The 21,258-nt window shown below is 40.6% G+C and carries 16 protein-coding genes; 12 read left to right on the forward strand and 4 right to left on the reverse strand.

All coding sequences use genetic code 11. The features are described from left to right. The first annotated feature begins 58 nt into the window (after nucleotides 1-58). Entirely contained in the window at nucleotides 59-970 is a 912-nt protein-coding gene (locus ACFIKI_RS05685; RefSeq protein ID WP_375613183.1) for an RNA polymerase factor sigma-32, read from the forward strand. Between the two features lie 305 nt (nucleotides 971-1,275). Here ACFIKI_RS05685 and ACFIKI_RS05690 read toward each other — a convergent pair whose 3' ends face one another. Continuing rightward, nucleotides 1,276-2,853 carry a M48 family metalloprotease gene (locus tag ACFIKI_RS05690; protein WP_375666239.1) on the reverse strand — a complete coding sequence of 526 codons (1,578 nt, stop codon included), beginning with the start codon at nucleotides 2,851-2,853 and terminating at the stop codon, nucleotides 1,276-1,278. 139 nt (nucleotides 2,854-2,992) lie between these two features. Here ACFIKI_RS05690 and ACFIKI_RS05695 point away from each other — a divergent pair, with 139 nt between their 5' ends. The 4 genes from ACFIKI_RS05695 to rimJ all read left to right on the forward strand — a co-directional run bounded on the left by ACFIKI_RS05695 (nucleotide 2,993) and on the right by rimJ (nucleotide 7,111). Then, nucleotides 2,993-3,628: a thiamine diphosphokinase gene (locus tag ACFIKI_RS05695; RefSeq protein WP_375666241.1), complete on the forward strand. Its 636-nt coding sequence runs from the start codon at nucleotides 2,993-2,995 to the stop codon at nucleotides 3,626-3,628. 101 nt (nucleotides 3,629-3,729) lie between these two features. Continuing rightward, nucleotides 3,730-4,116, forward strand: coding sequence for a hypothetical protein (locus tag ACFIKI_RS05700; RefSeq protein ID WP_375666243.1), 387 nt, complete (start codon nucleotides 3,730-3,732; stop codon nucleotides 4,114-4,116). Further along, nucleotides 4,116-5,978: an ABC-F family ATP-binding cassette domain-containing protein gene (locus ACFIKI_RS05705; RefSeq protein WP_375666302.1), complete on the forward strand. Its 1,863-nt coding sequence runs from the start codon at nucleotides 4,116-4,118 to the stop codon at nucleotides 5,976-5,978. The genes ACFIKI_RS05700 and ACFIKI_RS05705 overlap by 1 nt, the downstream gene beginning before the upstream one ends. A gap of 569 nt (nucleotides 5,979-6,547) precedes the next feature. Continuing rightward, nucleotides 6,548-7,111, forward strand: a complete 564-nt coding sequence (rimJ, locus tag ACFIKI_RS05710) for a ribosomal protein S5-alanine N-acetyltransferase (protein ID WP_375666303.1) — start codon at nucleotides 6,548-6,550, stop codon at nucleotides 7,109-7,111. A gap of 544 nt (nucleotides 7,112-7,655) precedes the next feature. Here the strand turns inward: rimJ and ACFIKI_RS05715 are convergent. Next, on the reverse strand, nucleotides 7,656-7,916 hold the full coding sequence (locus tag ACFIKI_RS05715; protein WP_005774567.1) for a DUF2312 domain-containing protein: 261 nt from the start codon (nucleotides 7,914-7,916) through the stop codon (nucleotides 7,656-7,658). Nucleotides 7,917-8,179: 263 nt separating this feature from the next. On the opposite strand from ACFIKI_RS05715, the gene ACFIKI_RS05720 reads away from it, so the two are divergent. Together ACFIKI_RS05720 and pyk are read left to right on the forward strand one after the other, a co-directional pair. Continuing rightward, nucleotides 8,180-8,668, forward strand: coding sequence for a DUF1036 domain-containing protein (locus ACFIKI_RS05720; RefSeq protein ID WP_273790491.1), 489 nt, complete (start codon nucleotides 8,180-8,182; stop codon nucleotides 8,666-8,668). Further along, nucleotides 8,665-10,101: a pyruvate kinase gene (pyk, locus tag ACFIKI_RS05725; protein ID WP_375666245.1), complete on the forward strand. Its 1,437-nt coding sequence runs from the start codon at nucleotides 8,665-8,667 to the stop codon at nucleotides 10,099-10,101. The genes ACFIKI_RS05720 and pyk overlap by 4 nt, the downstream gene beginning before the upstream one ends. 1,507 nt (nucleotides 10,102-11,608) lie before the next feature. On the opposite strand, the gene ACFIKI_RS05730 is transcribed toward pyk, so the two are convergent. After that, a complete protein-coding gene (locus tag ACFIKI_RS05730) occupies nucleotides 11,609-11,992 on the reverse strand; it encodes a cell division protein ZapA (RefSeq protein ID WP_375666246.1) in 384 nt (127 codons plus the stop codon). Between the two features lie 12 nt (nucleotides 11,993-12,004). After that, the gene (locus ACFIKI_RS05735) at nucleotides 12,005-12,280 is read right to left on the reverse strand and encodes a DUF4164 domain-containing protein (protein WP_005774573.1); all 276 of its coding nucleotides are present in this window, start codon (nucleotides 12,278-12,280) and stop codon (nucleotides 12,005-12,007) included. 334 nt (nucleotides 12,281-12,614) lie between these two features. On the opposite strand from ACFIKI_RS05735, the gene tkt reads away from it, so the two are divergent. The 5 genes from tkt (at nucleotide 12,615) to ACFIKI_RS05760 (ending at nucleotide 20,627) form a co-directional block, all read left to right on the forward strand. Continuing rightward, the gene (gene tkt / locus ACFIKI_RS05740) at nucleotides 12,615-14,621 is read left to right on the forward strand and encodes a transketolase (protein ID WP_375666247.1); all 2,007 of its coding nucleotides are present in this window, start codon (nucleotides 12,615-12,617) and stop codon (nucleotides 14,619-14,621) included. Between the two features lie 202 nt (nucleotides 14,622-14,823). Further along, entirely contained in the window at nucleotides 14,824-15,831 is a 1,008-nt protein-coding gene (gap, locus tag ACFIKI_RS05745) for a type I glyceraldehyde-3-phosphate dehydrogenase (protein ID WP_375666248.1), read from the forward strand. 512 nt (nucleotides 15,832-16,343) lie between these two features. Further along, on the forward strand, nucleotides 16,344-17,537 hold the full coding sequence (locus tag ACFIKI_RS05750; protein ID WP_375666304.1) for a phosphoglycerate kinase: 1,194 nt from the start codon (nucleotides 16,344-16,346) through the stop codon (nucleotides 17,535-17,537). Nucleotides 17,538-17,645: 108 nt separating this feature from the next. Further along, nucleotides 17,646-18,677, forward strand: coding sequence for a class I fructose-bisphosphate aldolase (locus ACFIKI_RS05755; protein WP_375666250.1), 1,032 nt, complete (start codon nucleotides 17,646-17,648; stop codon nucleotides 18,675-18,677). A 1,641-nt stretch (nucleotides 18,678-20,318) separates the two neighbouring features. Further along, a complete protein-coding gene (locus ACFIKI_RS05760; RefSeq protein WP_375666251.1) occupies nucleotides 20,319-20,627 on the forward strand; it encodes a hypothetical protein in 309 nt (102 codons plus the stop codon). Nucleotides 20,628-21,258: the final 631 nt, after the last annotated feature.

Consider the following 21,258-nt stretch of genomic DNA (forward strand, 5'->3'; position numbering starts at 1 on the left):
AAGAACAATGATGTCGTTGCCAAATCAATTTTGATAATTTTAATCGCAAGGGGTTATTATGGGTAATCTTTCAAATGCTGTTTATAAAAGCAGCAAAAATTATAGCGATGCAGACAAAAGCTTAGGACGTAATATGATGCGTTCTGCTATGCAAGCACCTTATCTTGAACGGCAAAAAGAGCATGATTTGGCTCTGCGGTGGAAAGACAAACGTGATGATGATGCCATGCATCAAATTGCAGCGGCTCATATGCGTTTAGTGATTGCTATTGCTAATCGCTTTAAACGTTTCAAAATGCCATTGGGGGATTTGGTACAAGAAGGGTATGTCGGACTATTGGAAGCTGCTGCACGTTTTGAACCTGATCGGGAAGTGCGTTTCTCAACGTATGCGACATGGTGGATACGCGCTTCTATTCAAGATTATATTTTGCGAAATTGGTCAATCGTTCGAGGGGGAACCAGTTCTTCGCAAAAAGCACTTTTCTTTAATCTTCGGCGTTTGCGTGCAAAACTGATACAAGATGATAGTGCTTTGTCAAAACAGGATATTTTTCGCACAATCGCTGAAAAACTCGGTGTTTCCGTGCGCGATGTTGAAACAATGGATTTTCGTTTTTCCAGTTCTGATAATTCCTTGAGTGTTTCTGTTTCTGAGAACAGTGATAATCCCATTGCTAAGATGGATGTTTTGGTGGATGATAGTCCTCTTCCTGATGCTTTAATTGAGCAAGTCATTGATGGTCAACGGCGTACACAATGGCTTTACGATGCGTTGCAAATTCTCAACGAACGGGAGTTGGAAATTATTCGCTTTCGTCGCTTAAATGAAGAGGGTGCGACTCTCGAAGTTTTGGGTGAAAAGTTAGGAATCTCGAAAGAGCGCGTGCGTCAAATTGAAGCTAGGGCTTTGCAAAAATTGCGTTCTGCTCTCCTTACGATTCATTCAGAAGATGCTTACGATATATAAGTAGTGAAGGGCTTTTGGGGGGAGGAAAGAGAATATATTAAGTGGGGGCATATGAGAATATGATAAAGTCAGTTTTAGGGGATGGCCGAATTTGTTTAGGAATATGCCTTCTTGGGAGCGCTACTGATAAACAGAGGAAGATAGGGGCTGTTAGTTAGAGGAAATATATATATCAAACGGAGGCCTATAAAGGCATGATGAAGTTGGATTTTAAAGTGTTCCTCTTTATTTTCGAATATGCTTTAAGGGGGAGGGCGTGATACAGACAGAAAAGAATCAAAACTGTAACAGATGAGAAGAAAGGCTTATTCTGTAATAATTTTCACTTTTGCACCTGCGGGTAAAGTTTGCGTTGGTGAGAGGGCGTTGAGAATGCGAAAGAGTTTTTCTTTATATGGTGTGTATTGCATTTTATCTGCAAGATTTGCAACGGTTTCTCCTTGTTTAACACGGACAACACGGATTTTTAAGGGCTGCAATTTTTTTAACTGTGAAGATGAAAGAGAATGAAAGCTTTGTAGCGTTTTTTGGGCAACCTCTGCAAAATTTCGAGAATTATGTGGGGCGGCCGTCAAAAAACGAAAGATGTGGTTGTTGAATGGAATGACAACTACATCAAATTGCCATTGCTCATTGGTAGCATGGGCCCGTGCTCCAAGTAAACTTTGGCTTTGGAATCCTTGACGCGTAAATTCTTGATTGGGGAGCCCTTGAATTGTGATGGGGCGGATAGATGATTGGTCTAGACCGATAATCCAGCCGCTTTTCAAATAATCACTCGCAGATATTTCAGCAGGATGTGGAATAGCGTCAAAACGAATCGCAATTTTATCTGGTCCACTGGCCCAAACAGTGTGTGCTGAATGTTCTATTGTAAAATTGTTTGGAACAGAAAAAGCTATGCGCAATTGTGGGTGAATAAATTGGTTGCCTCGTACAAAACCTGTATAAAAGCCTCCTCCAAAAATTATGCCATCAATGCTTTTGAGAAAAGAATCATGATCGGATATTTTACTATTCCCTTTACTGATTTTACGCGCTTTTTCTATCGCAAGCCGAATGCGTTGAGGGGTGGTTGGGTGGGAGGCTAAAAAATCTAGAGAGGCATTTTGGGTGCCAGAGATATTACGAAAAGCACTATAGGCTTCCATTGTTTGAAGAAAGCGCGGTGAAGCAAAAGGATCATATCCTGATTGTTGGAGCATTTCGAGCGCAATGGAATCAGCTTCCAGCTCTTGATTGCGGGAAAATTGCGCGAGTTGTTGCTTGTTTTGCATAGGGTTATGAAGTTTTTTGCCAATAGAAGAAAGAAGATGTGAAGACATGTGATTGGTCATCTTTAATTGAGCTTCTTTTTGTAGGCGTAAAATGCCATGATTGGCTCTGATATGCGCTATCTCATGGGCTAAAATGGCTGCAACTTCTGAAGAATCATTGGCTAATGCCAGCATACCACGAGTGATGTAGATCGAGCCGTTGGGGAGTGCAAATGCGTTAACAGTTTCTGAGTTTAAAATTGTGACAGAATAGCTTTGATGAGAACTATGTGATGCAACTGCCAGTTTACGGACAATTTTTGCTAAAAGGTGTTCAAGTTTTGCATCATGATAAGCGCCACCATACATTTGCAAAATACGTGGGTGTTGCAGAGCGCTTAATGTGACATAGATATTGTGGTTGTTGGTACGTTTGATCGTTTTAGAAGAAGTGGAAGAAAGCCTTTCATTTTGAGAAAAGGGTGTATGACAAGCGGAAAGGAGAAACGTTAAACTTATGAAAGTTGCTTTATACAAGCACGAGCGAAAAAGAAAATTTTCTTGAAAAATAGGGTGTATTGGATCACGATGCACGTTGTTTCTGCAGTGTAATTTGGCAAATTTCATTTGTATCTTTGTATCGTGTGTTTGTTGTAAGATAAGCTTTAGGGATAAAGATATATCACGGTTATTGTTTATAAAAAAAGGCTCTTATTTATAAAAAGGGTGCTCTAGAGAGGAAATTTTGTGAAAGGCAAAGTATGGCATGACAACATTTACGATATTGTTAAATGGCGATGTTTATATCACTGATCGTTTGCTTAATCAAATTCAAAACAGTCGGGTGATTGCTGCGGATGGTGGTATGCGTCATGCGGCAACGCTTAATGTAACGCCTGAGTTGTGGTTAGGAGATTTTGATTCATCAGATGAGAATTTAATCCGCCAATATAGTCATGTTCCGCGTGAAGTTTTTCCCTCTGATAAAGATATGACAGATAGTGCTCTGGCATGTGAAAGAGCGCTGCAAAAGGGTGCTAAAAAGCTTATTTTATGCGGTGCTTTGGGAGGGGAACGAAGTGATCATAGCCTTTCTCATATGACGCAAGCGTTGATGATGGCTGAAAGGGGTATTTCAGTGTTGTTGACAAGCGGTTTGGAAGAAGGTTGGCCGGTTTTGCCAAAGCCTTGTTCGTATGATTTGCCTAAGGGATGTTTGTTTAGTCTTATCGGTTTTTCTGATTTAAAAGGTTTAACTCTTAAAGGGGTAAAATGGCCAGTTTGTGATAAAAATGTGTTATTTGGCTCTTCTTTAACACTTTCTAACCGTATTTGTGGAACCTTTTCTTGCCATTTAGGTTCTGGAAAAGCTATATTGTTAGCGTCTGTGCCTATTCCATAAAGCTCTTCCAATATATTTTGAATAAGGCAGGGGGGGGGCCTAGTGATGAAGTGCCGACATAAACGATATATGTATTGATCTTGAGAAGGAAAGGTTTTGATATGTTAAAATCAATTTTTAAAGTGGCCGTTGTTTCAGCCATTGGTTTCAGTTCAGTCGCTTGTACTACAAACGATGAACGCGTTGCACGTTACGGCGTAGGAGGAGCAGCAATCGGTGCTTTGGCTGGAACTGCTATTGCTGGAAGTACGCCTGGAGCAGCACTGACCGGTGCAGCATTTGGTGCTTTGGCTGGAACAGTAACAGGTGCAGCTGCAAATCAAAGAAAACAACAAAGACAGGCATCACAATTGTGCACGTATCGTGGTCGTAGAGGGCATGTTTACCAAGCACCTTGTGGACAGAGAGTTCCTGTACGGCAATTGTGTGCTTACCGTGATGCAAGAGGGGGAATGTATAAAGCACCTTGTCCGCGCCGCGTTCGTTAATGGCGGTGCCGCTTCTGCGGCTTGACCGCATTTTCTTAAATTTTGGAAAAACGCCTTTGCTCAATCAAGCTTCTTTATCGGTTGAGCAGGGGGCACGTATTGCGTTGGTTGGCCGTAATGGTTGTGGAAAATCAACCTTATTAAAAATTGCCGCAGGAATATTAGAGCCTCATGGTGGCGAAATTTTTCGCCACCCGCGAGTAACAATCCGTTATGTCTCACAAAATCCCGATTGTTCAGGATTTGAAGATATTAATGCTTATATGGAAGCAGGGCTGGACGATACATCTGATGTCCAGTGGATCAATACGCTTCGCACAAATTTAGGTTTTTCTGGGACGGAAAAATTGGAAACGCTTTCGGGAGGTGAAAAGCGGCGTGTTTCATTGTTACGGGCCATTGCTGCAAAACCCGATATTTTGTTCTTAGATGAACCAACCAATCATCTTGATTTACCAACTATTGAATGGCTGGAAGCTGTTTTGGCTTCTTTGCGTTCAGCGATTGTGGTGATTTCCCATGATCGGCGATTTTTAGAAAATGTTACGCAGTCAACGGTATGGCTTGATCGTGGCACAACCAAAAGACTGGAAAAGCGTTTTTCTGAGTTTGAAAATTGGCGTGATAAAGCACTGGAAGAAGAAGCCATCGAACAGCATAAATTGGGGCGCCAAATTGCTCGTGAAGAGCAATGGTTGCGTTATGGCGTGAGCGCACGGCGTAAGCGTAATGTACGGCGCTTAGGCGAATTAAAAGACTTAAGACAGCGTCATCAAACCTATAAAGGGCAGCCGGGAAATGCACTTTTGACAGCAGCGAAAAGTCATGATTCTGGGCAATTGGTGCTTGAAGCAAAGAAAATTTCAAAATCCTATGGTGATCGCATTATCGTGAAAGATTTCTCTTTGCGTATTCAGCGGGGTGATCGAATCGGGTTGGTGGGACCCAATGGTATCGGAAAGACAACGCTCCTTTCTGCATTAATTGGGCAAGAAGCCGTGGATAATGGAACGGTGAGGCATGGCTATAACCTCTCCATGGCATTGCTTGATCAGCAACGTATTTTAAATGAAGAAGAAACTTTAGCGCATTATTTAACGGGAGGAAGAGGTGATACTCTTGTGATCAATGGGCTGGAGCGGCATGTGGTTTCTTATATGAAAGACTTTTTATTTTCACCGGAACAAGCACGCACTCCCCTTAAAGAATTTTCCGGGGGAGAAAGAGCACGCCTCATGCTTGCACGACTTCTTTCTCGTCCTGCAAACTTTTTGATTCTTGATGAACCGACCAATGATTTGGATATGGAAACTTTGGATTTGTTGCAAGAATTTATTGCTGATTTTGCGGGGACAGTATTGTTGGTCAGCCATGACAGAGACTTTTTAGATCGTACTGTAACGCATATGTTGGCACCTCAAGGTGATGGTCATTGGGTTTTGTATGCGGGCGGCTATAGTGATATGATGGCGCAAAACCAGCATGCTCTTCGCTTACAACGCAAAAGAACAGAATTATCGCAACGTAAAGCACCTTCAAAATCTCATACGGGAGAGCTTTCAAAGCAGGACACATCAACAGATGATCGCTTGATAGGGCGGGAGAAAAAAACACGAGGTAAATTGTCTTATAAGCAGGTTTATGCATTAGAAAAATTGCCTGAAGAAATTGCTGTTTTGCAGGACGAAATCAAAAAAATTGAGCAAGAACTCTCTGATCCAGCCCTTTATCGCAGTGATAAAGAGCGTTTTGAGCGTTTATCAACAGCGTTGGAAAAAAAGAAAAATACTTGCACACAAAAAGAAGAAGAATGGTTAGAGCTTGAAATTTTACGCGAAGAAATGGAAGCGCGTTCACGGTAATGTTTCAGATATTAAGATCTAAGCATTTTAATTCGTATTGCATCATCGCTTTTCTTTGATTTGTTACAAGAGTTTGTGGCTGATTTAGCGCGAACAGTGTTGTTGACGGGTTATGGCAGAGACTTTTTAGATCGCACTGTAACATATAGCACCTTAAGGCGATGGTCAGTGGGATTTGTATGTGGGGGTAGTGATATGGTAGCGCAAAACAAGCATGCTCTGAGCTTACAAGACAAAGAAACAAAACTATCTTTGCCGTGAGTTTTTTCAAAATTTCGTATATGGAAGTACGCCAATTCCCTTGCATATTTTGCTCGCTCTTAGTGTTGCTATAGCGCCCCTTGGAATTTGAGAGCATTCATAAGAAACATGCCCTTGTCTTTACCTTATGCTTTAAACATACCACCCCCGCTTATGATGGAAAAGCAAATGATCCTCATTGATTCTAACGTAAGAAGTGTTGTGATGAGGAAAGCTTACTGTATTTGATGTTATAATTTAAGTTTAAAAATGATGATTTTCTAGGATAAATCAACGTGTTATTGTAACATTTCTAGGAGGAGGAAATGATGGCAATTAAAACAAAGCGAACAATTTCCACATTGATCGGTTTAGAAGATGCAGCTGAGCTGTCTTCTTATTACCTCCGTAATGCAAATCATCTGCGTCCTTTTGAACCTGTTAGATCTGATGGTTATCACAGCCTAACAGCTTGGGAAATACGAGCCAATGCATTTGCTTGTGAAAGCGTACAAGGACAAGCATACCGATATGCTGTACGATTAAAAAATGAAAATACAATTATCGGTGTTGTTAACTTTACAAATGTGGTTCGGGGTGTTTTTCAAGCCTGTCATCTTGGTTTTTCTCTTGATGAAAAACAACAAGGAAAAGGTCTTATGTTTGAGAGTTTATCGGCTCTAATACGCCATATCTTTCATGTTTATCATCTACATAGAGTGATGGCAAATTATAGACCTGAGAACATAAAAAGCGAACGTTTATTAAAACGCCTTCATTTTGAAAAAGAAGGCTATGCCAAAGACTATTTGATGATTTCTGGAAAATGGAAAGATCACATTCTAACCTCTCGAATCAATGATCTTTATGAGTCCGTTAATAGATTCGAATAAAGTTTTGTTAAGGGTCTTTTTATCAAATGTGTAAATATGCTGAATTTTTCCCTATCCTAAAAGACTAAGATCTTTAACCACCTCTTCTTTTGTAAACAGTTCAGATTCTCGTTTAGCGGATTTCAACTGCTGACTATTTTCATATGTTTCTTTTCGTAGATAAGAAATTGATTTATCATCATAACTCATTTTTTTAATTTGAAGAGAGTCCTCAATATCGGAAGACTTTCTCACTTCAAATTTATTGATGTTTAATCATAAAAACACCTCTCTTGCACATCACAAACTGAGTTGGCATAGATTGGCATACAAGTGAGGGTTTATGTGGATAAACAATGATTGAAGAATAAGAATAAAAATTCTCTGTATAAATCCTTTTAAATGTGAGGGCTGTTGCAATATTGTGTATTCTGTGACCGATAGTCTCGTTACAAGTTACACAAACTGCTTATTATTGGGTAAAATTTTATACATTCATTTGTTTTTTGCCATTTGTTTTTTGCATTTTCTTTTCTTAAAAAAATTTCCAACGTTATCAATGGTTTTAATTCATACCAAGCGCATTTTTATAAAGCTCAATGATTGCTTCTTCTTCCATTCGTTCATGTTCTTCTTTTTTACGCAGCCGTATAATGCTTCGAACAGCTTTACTATCGAAACCAGAGCCTTTAAGTTCAGTGTAAACGTCTTTAATATCATCAGAAATGGTTTTTTTCTCTTCTTCTAGCCGTTCAATACGTTCGATAAAAGAGCGTAATTGGTTTACGGATATAGCGTGTGTTTGATCGGTTACTGTATCGTTCATTGTATTTTTCTCCAGGTTATATATTTTAAGTTGTTTTTCGACGACGAATTTGTGTTAAAAAAGCTTGAAAATAAAAAGTAAATCAAGCTACACAGCTTTTTTACAAATTGACTTTAAATATTTTGTAAAATTTTTAAGATATATGCATTGATAAAAGGGCTATAAAAAGAAAAATATAAAAATATACGTTTTAGATTTGAAAAGCTTTAAAAAAAAGAAATGTGTAATTTGTTTTGAGAATTTGGCATTATAGAGGAAGTTTTGTGATTTTAAAAAAGCGATATTGGGTGTTTCAGAAAGGATTAAAAGTTTTTCTCTTGAGCATTTTGCTCTTGTTTCCCCTTGTTGTTTTTGCAAAAGCTGACTTTAGAGTTTGTAATACAACCCAGCAGTCTGTAGGGGTTGCTCTTGGATATCGTACATTTTCAGGATGGGTGAGCGAAGGCTGGTGGACGGTACCAGTGACGGAATGTAAAACTTTAATTGAGGGGCCTCTTGCTTCACGGTTTTATTATTTTTATGCGGAAGGGGCACAAAAAAAAGGGAACTGGGCAGGCTCTGTGACCATGTGTGTGCAAGATAGCCAATTTACTATTCAAGGGGTTCATGATTGTTTCCCTCGAGGATATCAAAAGGCTGAATTTAAAGAGATCGATACCGGAAATCAAACCAGTTGGATGGTACAGTTGACGGATGAGTCTTTGTTAAACAATTCAGTTATACCTTCTCTTTCAGGAAATTCTCCACCGTGAAACGTGCACGTAAAGTAAAAATTATTGCGACTCTTGGTCCTTCTTCTTTTTCTCGTTTGATGATTGAGAAGCTTTTTAGGGCAGGAGCAGACGTTTTTCGTCTTAATATGAGCCATACTGATCGTGATATGCTGGGTGATTTGGTCGAGTCTATACGAGAAGTTGAAAAAACAGTTCGACGCCCCATTGGTATTTTGGTGGATCTTCAGGGGCCAAAACTGCGTGTGGGGCGTTTTGCTAAGGGGCAAGAAGATTTGCGTGTTGGGCAAAGCTTTACATTAGATAATCGCGATGTTCTTGGCGATGCGCAGCGTGTTTTTTTCCCTCATGAGGATGTATTTGCGGCTGTTAAACCAGGGGACCGGTTGTTGATTGATGATGGAAGAGTGGAACTGCGCGCGCAAGTATGTGATGATCACTTTGTTCAGTGCCGCGTGGTTTCTGGTACCCGTATTTCTGATCGAAAAGGTGTGAGTTTTCCCGATACAATTTTGCCTTTTGATTCGATGACCTTAAAAGATAAGGAGGATCTTCAGGCTCTTTTACAGCACCCTGTTGATTGGGTTGCGCTTTCTTTTATTCAACGTCCAGAAGATATTATAGCGGTGCGTCAGTTGACGAAAAACAAGGTGTCTTTGATGGCTAAAATCGAAAAGCCTCAAGCCTTGGAGCATATAGAGAAGATTATTGAAATTTCCGATGGGATTATGATTGCACGGGGTGATCTCGGTGTGGAAATGCCTCTGGAAAGGATTCCTGCACTTCAGATGGAGTTGATAAAAGCTTGTCGTTTAGCTGGAAAACCGGTTGTGGTGGCAACACAAATGCTCGAATCAATGATCACATCTCCTGTTCCCACACGCGCAGAAGTCTCAGATGTTGCTACAGCCGTTTATGCAGGAGCGGATTCGGTGATGTTGTCTGCTGAATCTGCTTCTGGTCGTTATCCTGAAGAAGCTGTGCTTATGATGGACCGAATCGCGCGGCAAATTGAGCAAGATCACACTTATGCCGCTCAGGTTGGGGCACAACATCCTGCACCAGAATCAACAGGAACGGATGCGATTTCTCTTGCTGCGCGTCAGATTGCTGAAACACTTGCGCTATCCGCTATCGTTGCTTATACGGTTTCAGGAACAACGGGGGTGCGCGCCTCTCGTGAACGCCCTAATAGACCGATTATTGCTTTATCGCCCATTGTGGAAACAGCACGGCGTTTGGCTTTAGTTTGGGGGCTTCATTGTGTGGTCACGCAAGATGCACGGAGTTTAGAGGATATGGTTGATCGAGCAGCAGCTATTGCATTTCAGGAAGGCTTTTGCAAAGGGGGAGATCGCTTCCTTGTGACAGCTGGTGTTCCCCTTGGAACGCCTGGTGCGACAAATCTCTTGCGTATTGCTTCTGTCTCCCAAGATGGAACGAAGGGGATTTGAGCCGTTTACGCATGGTGTTTTTTCATGCGCCTTTGAACAGGCTTTAAAAACAACGGGTGTGCGCCTCTTGTGAATGCCTCCATAGACCCATTATTCTTTTATCTCCTATCCTAAGATAGAAAGGTATTGCGTTAGGTCGTCCAGTTTGGGGATGGAAGCAGATGCGGTGATGTTGTCTGTTGATTTTGTTTTAGTTCTGAGGAAGCTTACGGTAGGGCATTTAATGGGAGCCCCCCTTTTATTTCATTGAGACAGATTGGGGATGCTTTATTGATGTTTATACGAGCGAGATGTTTATTGATAATGAGAGTTCATTCTTTCGCTTTTTGGATAAGAGCCTTGAAATTTTTCCCATTTTAAACTTTTGCAAACAGAATTGAATAAAGTTAAAATTATGTGCCTAAAAAATCGTACTGGTATGTTATGAGAAAAAGTGATGGGTGAATGTGTTTTTAAAATATGCTTTGTCGAAGCATTTGCAACATATTGATTTATAATGATAATATAGCATTGTTCAATTTGAATTAGAACCCCAATATCGTAAGATTCTCTCATTTGAAACTTGTTCATGTTGAGTCAATGATAACTCTTCACTTGCACGTCATAAATGGGTGGGCAATAGCGGGTGTGCCTTGCGGGTAAAACTGTACCAATTATGAATCGTTTTTAGTGCCAAGGACTGTCGCAACAATGAGGGCTGGTAAAGTGTATGATGGTGCTGGTTTCCACTTTCACAGGTGTGGAGGTTTTTAGGGTGGAGGAGAGGGATAGAGTATAGAGTGTTGTGTTATCAGGATAAAGATGGCGGTCGAGAATGTTTGCAAAAACTATTACTGTTGTTTGTGATGTTTGAAGTTGTATGAGATTAACATAATCTTTTAGTTTGGCTTTTTTCCTGCTCTCAAGGATGAAAATTCTAAAACCCACGCTGATTTGTACACAATATGGCCCTTCTTGGTGCGGTTCTCGTCTGCTGGATATTTCAGGGCAGAGACTGCATGGTGCTTATATCATCTATCATCAAATGACAGTGTTTTATGATAATAGGATCAAGTTATTTTTAATATATAAATCTGCTTGATGCTATTCTAGGGAAAAAGAACTTTTGATAGGATTACAGCTTATGGGGAATATGGGTAAATATGCATAGAGTTGTTTGTTTTTGGAGGATGCTTTATTTGTTTGTTGCTGTTGTAATTTATATGACTCATTTACAATGATGTTGCTCTTGTTAGTCCGTTACGCTGAAAGACACTTCATTTGAAGCATGGTAATATAAGGCAAGCCTCCTTGATACTATGAAGTATTTGTGTGTAGGTGAAATATTCAAGGGAGAGCCTTTTTATCAAGCTTTAAGTGTAAATGAACTTTATAAATGATGAGTCACTGGAATCTTTTCGATAAAGAAACCAGACTGTTTTAGAACTGGTAGAGGGTTTAGAATTTTTATTCTGTCAGGTGTGGAAGGGCAAGTCAAATCGCTGGTTTGTTACGCGCTGATGTGCGTTTAGAAGTCTTTCTGGTCTTGTTCTTGAATGTTTGTGCTGTTTGGATCATCTTTAAGCAATTGGTTGGTGAGATTTTCAATGCGTTGTGTGGTGTCACGCATAATTTTCCCCATGGTGCGGTCTCTTTCATTGTGGAGTCGTAAAAGAGCATTGTAGTCTTCTTGTAATTTTTTATTTTCTCGTTTTATCTCTTCCATTTCATCGATAATCATTATGCCGGCCATAACTGATAAACGATGGTCGCCGATTTCACCAAAATTTTTCTTTAAATGTGTAATATATTGATCTAATTGAGCCGCAAGCGCAATAAGATGACGTTCTTGTCCTTTATTACAAGCCATGCGATAATTTTTACCATCAATGGTAACGGAAACAGTTTCCATACATTCAAACCTTTATCTATCAATGACAACACGAATTGTTTCCATTGCTTTAATAAGACGTTTGGAAACTTCTTTGTTTACGGACTCTAAGCGTTCAATTTGGGCTTCAGCTTTGTCAAGCGCTTGGGCAAGATGGCTGCGGTCAGCATTCATTCGTTGGATTTCTTCTTCCCATTCGTTATTTTTATCAATAACGGCATTGCGGTTTATTATGGTGATCTCTAAAGTTCTAAGTGCCTTTTCTAGGTGCTCTAAAGCATCTTGTAGAACTGTAGTCTCTTGGTTCATTGCTTTTATCCTTTGGGTAATTGTATCCTTTATCAATGTGTTATGCAAAAACGAATCACTTTCACTCTTGTATTGTGTGCATTTTATTTTTAAGTATGTAGGATATTTTAGCAAGCAAAGCAGGGGATAGATATAAATTAAAAGCTGGATTTTTGGCGCGTATTGGCATAAATGACATGGATATACAGAACGCGTGAGGGGAATGTTATTAATATTATTGAAGTGGTGGCAAAAAGTCTCACGCTAATGGTTAGAAAATAGTATTTCTTGAGAATTTTAAGAGAATACGGAAAAAGCAACAGAATAACGTATTTAACGAAATGGTCGATTATTCATGACAAACACCCACCAACAGAATCAGATGGCCAATGCTATCCGTTTTCTTGCTATTGATGCGATTGAAAAAGCAAATTCTGGTCATCCCGGCTTGCCAATGGGAGCAGCCGATATTGCTACGGTTCTTTATACAAAATTCCTTGCTCATGACCCCACGAAACCTCGTTGGCCTAACCGTGATCGTTTTGTGTTATCAGCAGGACATGGCTCTATGTTGCTTTATGCTCTACTGTATCTTTCTGGTTATGAAGATATTGGCATTGAAGATCTCAAAAATTTTCGCCAATTAGGAGCAAAGCTTGCTGGGCATCCAGAATATGGGCATGTGGCGGGAATCGAAACAACGACTGGTCCTCTCGGACAAGGGTTGGCGAATGCTGTGGGGATGGCGCTTGGGGAACGTTTGCAAAATGCCCGTTTTGGTGATCTTATCAACCATTACACTTATGCGTTGGTGGGCGATGGATGCCTTATGGAAGGGATATCTCAAGAAGCAATTTCCTTGGCAGGGCATTTGAAACTCAATAAGCTTATTGTATTGTGGGACGATAATAATATTTCTATCGATGGAGAGATTTCCCTTGCTGACAGTACAGATCAGATTGCGCGTTTTAAGGCATCTGGGTGGGAGACACATAAAGTCAATGGGCATGATCAAGCAGCTATTGCAGGTGCCATTGAAGCAGCACGCCATAGTGATAAACCAACTTTGATCGCTTGTAAAACAACCATTGGTTTTGGAGCTCCGAATAAGGCTGGAACCAATAAAGTTCATGGAGCCCCTTTAGGAGCACGGGAAATTGCTGAAACCCGTATTGCTTTAGGGTGGGATGCTGAGCCTTTCGTTATTCCAGCCGATATTCTCGATAATTGGCGCTTGGCTAGTCTCAATGCTGCTAAAAAACGCCAAAAGTGGGAAGCAAAATTTGCTGATCTTCCTATCTCAGAGCGTGTGGAGTTTGAAAGATTGATGCGGGGCGATCTCGTGGGCGGATTTGATGGCGCTATTGATACTTATAAACAGAAATTGGTTGAAGAGCGCCCCGTTGTTGCTACGCGTAAAGCTTCAGAAATGGCTCTTGAAGTCATCAATGATGTCGTTCGTGAAACCATTGGTGGTTCGGCTGATCTAACCGGATCGAATAATACAAAAAGCAGCCAGATGAAAAGTATCTCTGCGGATGATTTTTCAGGGCGCTATCTGCATTATGGAATTCGCGAACATGCAATGGGAGCTGTGATGAATGGTCTTGCCCTTTATGGTGGCTTTATTCCTTATGGAGGAACATTCTTATGCTTTTCTGACTATATGCGCCCCGCTATGCGTTTGTCTTCTCTCATGGGGTTGCGGGTGATTTATGTCATGACTCATGATTCTATTGGTCTTGGTGAGGATGGTCCGACCCATCAACCCGTGGAGCATTTGGCTTGCCTGCGTGCAATGCCTAATCATCTTGTGTTTCGCCCTGCTGATGCTATGGAAACAGTTGAATGTTGGCAATTGGCTTTGAAAGCACGCGGGACGCCTTCTACCTTGGCTTTGAGCCGACAAAATCTACCGCTTTTGCGTCAAGAATATGAAGAAGAAAATCTCTGTATGCTTGGTGCTTATGAATTCCTAACAGCTAGCGATGATGCACAAGTGACGCTGTTTGCTTCTGGTTCAGAATTGCAAATTGCAGTGGAGGCACATGCGGTGTTAGAAGAAAAAGGCATCCCAACGCGTGTTGTGTCAGTGCCTTGTTTTGAACTTTTTTCTCAACAATCTCTCTCTTATCAGCGTGCTCTTATTGGAGAGGCGCCGATTAAAGTTGCCATTGAGGCTGCTGTTCGGCAAGGATGGGACCGTTTTATTGGCTGTGATGGTATCTTTATTGGCATGGATGGCTTTGGAGCAAGTGGAACGATTGATGCCCTTTATGCGCATTTTAATATTACTTGGGAAAATGTCGTTGCCACCGTTGAAAAAGAGCTGGAAAAGATCAAAGAGCAAAGTACAAAATGACAGCTTTGTGTTGTCATGAGTGGGGTTGGTCGTAGGCGTCTATACTGTACAGTGTTGTGGATGATCTTGTGCATTACTGTGGATAAGTAAGTGATTAATCAAGATATTGACGTTATAGGAATTAATGATTTTGGATTGGTGAAATACCCATTTATTGTGTTTTAAATGTTGTGCTTAAAAAATTGATGAGGAAACATGTGAAATGACAGTTCGTGTTGCAATTAATGGGTTTGGTCGTATTGGTCGCAATATTTTACGTGCACTTGTGGAAAGTGGACGGCAAGATATTGAAGTGGTTGCAATTAATGATTTGGGATCGGTGGAAACAAATGCCCATTTATTACGCTATGATTCAGTTCATGGGCGTTTCCCTGGGATCGTTAAGGTGGTAGGGGATGCTATTGATGTAGGGGGTGGTTTAATAAAGGTATGCGCAGAGCGTGATCCTGCTCAATTGCCTTGGAAAGATTTGGATATCGATATTGCTTTGGAATGTACGGGTATTTTTACGGCACGTGATAAAGCAAGTGCTCATTTAGATGCGGGGGCAAAGCGTGTTCTTGTTTCTGCGCCTTCTGAAGGAGCAGATCTTACGGTTGTATACGGGGTTAATCATCAATCTTTAAGCAAAGAGCATCGCGTTGTTTCAAATGCTTCTTGTACCACCAATTGTTTGGCGCCTGTTGCACTAGTTTTGCATAACACAGTGGGTATTGAAAAAGGCTTTATGACAACAATCCATTCTTATACGGGGGATCAACCTGTGTTGGATACAATGCATCGGGATCTTTATCGTGCACGTGCGGCAGCTCTTTCTATGATTCCTACATCAACAGGAGCAGCAAAAGCTGTGGGACTGGTCTTGCCAGAATTAAAGGGGCTGCTTGACGGTGTGTCGATTCGTGTTCCAACCCCTAATGTTTCTGTGGTTGATTTAACATTTACCGCTAAGCGTTCCACAACAATTGAAGAAATTAATACAGCTATTGCTGCTGCTGCACAAGGGCATCTGAAGGGCGTGTTGGACACGACAGAAGAAAAGCTTGTGAGTTGTGATTTTAATCATAATCCTCATTCAGCTATTTTCCACAATGACCAAACCAAAGTAATTGGTGGTCAGCTTTGTCGTGTTCTGGTTTGGTATGATAATGAATGGGGCTTTTCTAATCGTATGAGTGATACCGCTGTAGCTTTTGCTCAGACAATTTAAGAGGACCTCAGGGTCCTCTTTTTATAGGGAAAAGTCTCATTTTTGTGCAATTTTGAGAAAAACAGATAAAGGCTGTTGTTCTCATGCGCTAGAAAGAAGAGGCTATTGAAACATTGATGATGTGTTTTGTTTTAATACTGAGTCAATACGTGTTTTTAAAAGCTGTATGAAAGAGTGAACTTTGAAAAAGTAAGATCTGAACGAAATACCCTTTGAGAAAACGTCAGAAAACAGGAGATGTAAACTCTTTTGCCTAGAAGTAAAAGGAAGCTTTAATAGAGATCAAGTTGAGCCAATGCATTTGTTTGCCACAATGGAATATGAAGATTAAGAGCGATGGTGGGCTTTTGTACATTTGACGATAAAAGCTTTGGGTTTTTATTAAGCAAAGGGAGAGATAGGCTGTTGTGGATCTCTTGTAAAAGCAAAGAGGGGATAAGTGGAAAGAAAAGTGGGCAGAGTTGTTGGAGGCGTTTTTATTTGAAACAATGGAAAGTGAAGAGGAAGCAGTGATGGGGTTTCGTACACTTGATGATGTGAATGTTTTGGGCAAACGTGTTCTGGTGCGCGTAGATTTTAATGTTCCTATGGCGCAAGGTAAGGTATGCGATGAGACACGTCTTGTACGACATAAAGAGACACTCGTTGAGCTACAAAAGCGTGGTGCTAAACTTATTCTGCTTTCTCATTGTGGTCGCCCCAAAGGAAAGGTAGAGCAAGAGTTTTCACTCCGTCCTGTTGTGCAAGTGCTGGAAAAGATCATTAATCAGCCGGTTGCTTTTGCTCCGGACTGTACCGGTTCGGCGGTGCAGGTTGCAGTTGAGTCATTACAAAATGGTGGTGTTTTACTGCTTGAAAATGTTCGTTTTCATTCAGGTGAAGAAAAGAATGACTGTTCTTTTGCTGAGGCTTTAGCCCATCATGGCGATCTTTATGTTAATGATGCTTTTTCAGTTTCTCATCGTGCCCATGCTTCGGTAGAGGGAATAACGCATTTGTTGCCTTCTTATGCAGGACGCTCTTTGCAATATGAGTTGCAGGCATTAGAAAAAGGACTTGGCAATCCAGCACGTCCTGTGGTTGCCCTTGTGGGAGGAGCAAAGGTTTCTAGTAAGCTTTTTGTGCTCAATCATTTGGTGGAAAAAGTTGACTCCTTAATTATTGGAGGGGGGATGGCTAACAGTTTTTTAGCTGCGCAAGGTATCCATGTAGGAAAGTCTCTGTGTGAACATGCATTGATGGAAACAATAAAAAAAATTATTAAAAAAGCGCAAGAGTGTCAATGTACGCTTCTGCTCCCTCAGGATGCTGTCGTGGGATTTCGTTTTGAAAAAGATGCACCGCATCGTCTTTATGACATTGAAGATATTCCACAAGATGGCATGATATTGGATATTGGGACGCGCTCTATTGCGCATATCAATGCTGCGATAGAGGAAGCTGCTACTCTTGTGTGGAATGGACCCCTTGGTGTTTTTGAGATGCCTCCTTTTGATAAGGGAACAATTGCCGTTGCACGCCATGCAGCAGAACGTAGTTTGACGGGAAAGTTGGTTTCAATTGCGGGTGGAGGCGATACGGTTTTTGCTCTTAATCATGCCGGTGTTGCCAATGATTTTACTTATCTCTCAACTGCTGGAGGAGCTTTTTTGGAATGGATGGAAGGAAAGACCCTTCCTGGTATTCTTGCCCTCATGCAGGCTTAAAGGGCTTCTTTGAAGGGGAAGGTTAAAGAAAAATTATACGGTCGTGTAGAGTGTTTTGATAGTGTTGCGCATTTTTAGAAATTAAGACAAAGTAAAGAGGAATTTTTTATGAATGAACGGCTTGAAGATATTGCACTTGCTTTGGTGCATGCGGGTAAAGGTATTTTGGCGGCAGATGAAAGTACGGCGACCATTGGAAAGCGTTTTGAAAGCATTGGTGTTGAATCCAATGAAGATAAGCGCCGTGCTTATCGTGAAATGCTTTTTAGTACAAAAGAAGCGATGGAAACCGCCATCTCGGGGGTTATTTTATTTGATGAAACCATTCGGCAAAAAGCATCAACTGGGAAAATGTTGACGGATCTTATTCGGGATTCAGGCGCTTTGCCAGGGATTAAAGTTGATACCGGTGCAAAACCCTTGGCTGCTTTTCCCCAAGAAACAATTACCGAAGGGTTGGATGGTCTTCGTGAGCGGCTAAAAGACTATTATGCTTTGGGAGCACGTTTTGCTAAATGGCGTGCGGTAATTGCTATTGATGAACACACTTTGCCAACAAGAGGCGCCATAAGACAAAATGCACAAGCTCTTGCACGCTATGCTGCCTTATGTCAGGAGTTCGATATTGTGCCCATTGTTGAACCGGAAGTGTTGATGGATGGACCATCGTGTGGGCATTCAATTACACGCTGCTTTGAGGTGACACGCACTGTTTTGCAGGCTGTCTTTAAAGAATTGTTTGAAGCTCGTGTTCTTTTGGAGGGGATGATTTTAAAGCCCAATATGGTGATTGATGGAAAGGATGCACGCAAGGCTTCTGTTGAAGAAGTTGCTGAAAAGACCGTCCAAGTGCTTAAACAAACGGTTCCTGCTGCTGTTCCAGGAATTGCTTTTCTTTCTGGAGGGCAGTCTGATCAGGAAGCAACGGCGCATTTATCTGCTATGAATTCTTTGGGCGTATTGCCTTGGAAATTGACCTTTTCCTATGGACGAGCACTGCAAGCAGCTGCCTTAAAAGCATGGGCGGGAAAAGATGAAAATATTGCTGTTGCACAGAAGGCATTTCGTCATCGGGCTCGGATGAACCATCTTGCGGCTTTGGGACAATGGACAAAAGAACAAGAAAAAGCGTGCGATTGAAGCACAAGCCCTGTTTTTAAATGCGGAGAGATTTTTCATATTTCTGCGTGATTTTTTATGCCCTCATCATGATAAAAATGGCGGGGGCATTTTAGGCTTGAAAGCTTTCTCAGAGAGTTTTTTCCTTGGACCTTTTAAAAGTCTTTAATGGGTGCTATCGAGAGATAAAATTGCGGGAGAGGTGCAATTTCGAGAAGGGGAGACAATGCTAGGAAATTTGTGAGTGCACAGCACTTTAGTATGGTGTCGTTCATGGGTGGGCACTTGCTTTTTGAGTGAAAATCATAAAGCTCATACTGTATTGAAGAGTTTGATATTATGATATTTTTTCTTTTTCATGTTGTCATTACTTGTCATCGGCAGAATTCGTTTGATTGCAGTTTTAAAGGTGGATTAAGCGGGTAGATTAGAGAGTTGCGATTTCTGAGCGGATTGGAATACAGCTTATGAAGCTTTTCTGCGTCAGGATAGCTTCCTCTTCAATGGGGTAGTTTTTCTATTGGCGAACGAATTGAATAGCTCTTGCGAAAGAAAATAGATTTGCACCTCGATAAACCACCTATTTTTTGATGATATAATTAAAGATAACTAACTTCATAGCATCTTGGCTTAAAACGGGGGGAGTTGTGGACGCTATATCTTCTAAGAATACAAGCATCAAAAGAAAAAATCGATACGCAGAATAGAGCTTTTCTGCAATTATGATGCGAAAATTGTGCAATATGGTGCGTGGGGTATTCTCTGTAATATTTAGAGTGTTTACTTTCACAATTTTTATTATCTTGCTCAACATACGTGGGCCGGTTCATACCGCATTAAAAGTCTTTGGGTTGGTGAGTGGAATAGGGTGCTTTTTATTTTTTTTCGGATATCTTATAGAACGCCGCGAAGCAACAGCAGGATGAAGCCGGTATATCGCTCACATTACTCTTAACAATTCTTGAAGGCATTTTTTCTATTTGCTCCCTGTATGCTGTGTGGGGTTACGACGCTCTCTTATTCCGTTTAGCACCTCCTGGGTATGTTCTTATTCTCCCTGAATAAATAGGGTGCAATTCGTTTGCATACAAATCAAAATGAGAGGCTGTCTGCCTCTCAAATTCTTAATAATCGCTCTCCAAAATCATAACATCAAACTCGCGTTTAATAAATGGGCTAACAAGCCTTGGTCTTTAAGCTCAAGGCAACCCTTTACAAGTTGCGCCTAACGGCATCCTTGACCTTAAGACACCAAAACGGCTTATGAACAAACTCTCTTATTAAGCCACATCATCTTTTATTCTTCTCATGTGGTTCTGAAATCATGATATAAGGGGAAAGCTTCTCATCGTACCTAAATTGTACTTTATCGTGTGTTAAATGGAAAAATGAGAAAAAGCATCTTTATGCAATATAATCCAATTATAATTTTTTGATTTAAGCATAAAAGACTTAAAGTCTTCTACAAGACTGATACGATGAAAAGGGGAAAATCGCCTATATTGAGCAACTAAGGCGTATTTTAGGTGCTCTTGATATAGTTACCAAATGGTTTTGAAGACTTATCCTTTTCGCTCTATTTATTAAAAGGTTATTTTGAGGGGGCTTGGCTAATGAATGTAAAGGAAAATTAGCACGTAATATTTCGCTTTGCTGGTATAGATGCTGAATGAGTTAATTATCGAGAGGATCACTGCAGAGGGAGCGCTAAAAAATGGTGAAAATCCTCCGTACTTCGGTGAATTCGTGGTTGAAGATATAATCGTAAAACTTGGCTTATCTGTTCCTGAAACAGCTGAATGGTTTGAAATGGTTAGGGTGTCAGTTCTGCATATGCTTGGCTCGCTATACAAAAAAAATTATGATTTCGTGCAAGCTTTTAAACATAAATACCCTAAAGATATATCCTCTTTGTACATGTTCTTATCATTGTTAAAATGCCTTCTTAAAGCACGACAGGGGGTGCTATAAAATTGAGAGCTGTAAAATATATGGGGCTTGGAGGGGGTGAGAAGATGGTGTTCAATCGAAGTACTCTATCCTTATTTTTATGGTCTATGCCTGAAAGAGAGAGCTGGAGAGACAATTTATGAGCAAAGAGAACGGTGTTTTGAGGTTGCGGTGTCTGCAAGAGCAGAACAGTGGTCGTGGTGATATTTAAAAACAATAAATTTGATAAAATTTTACAATTTTGCCAAAAGCCGGTTTATTATAAAAGCTGTTGCTCATGTGCTCTCACAAAGTTATAAGAAGTCCAAAAGTGCTAAAAAAGTCTTTGCTCTTTTTCAATAATATGAATCTGCAAACAATATTCAAAAAGTGTTCGTGTTTTTGAAAGAGAATAAAAGGATATTCTTGCAATAGAGAAGCGTATTTGTGAATTACAATTTGTCATGATTTTCAGTAAATACTATTGTTTAGAGCGGTGAGAGAGGGCATGAAAAAATTTTCATATTCAGTTTTTTAAAGAGTGTGGTCAGTCTTTAGGATAGAGCTTGTGTCCCTAGAGCCTATCAAGTGAGCCCGCATAAGGGTTTCGCAAGCGAGCACCATTATACTCTTTGCCAGCGTATACTCTTTTGTCAGCGCCCCAATGTTTTGA

This window comes from Bartonella sp. TT121SHDZB (assembly GCF_042193415.1).
Classification (GTDB): domain Bacteria; phylum Pseudomonadota; class Alphaproteobacteria; order Rhizobiales; family Rhizobiaceae; genus Bartonella.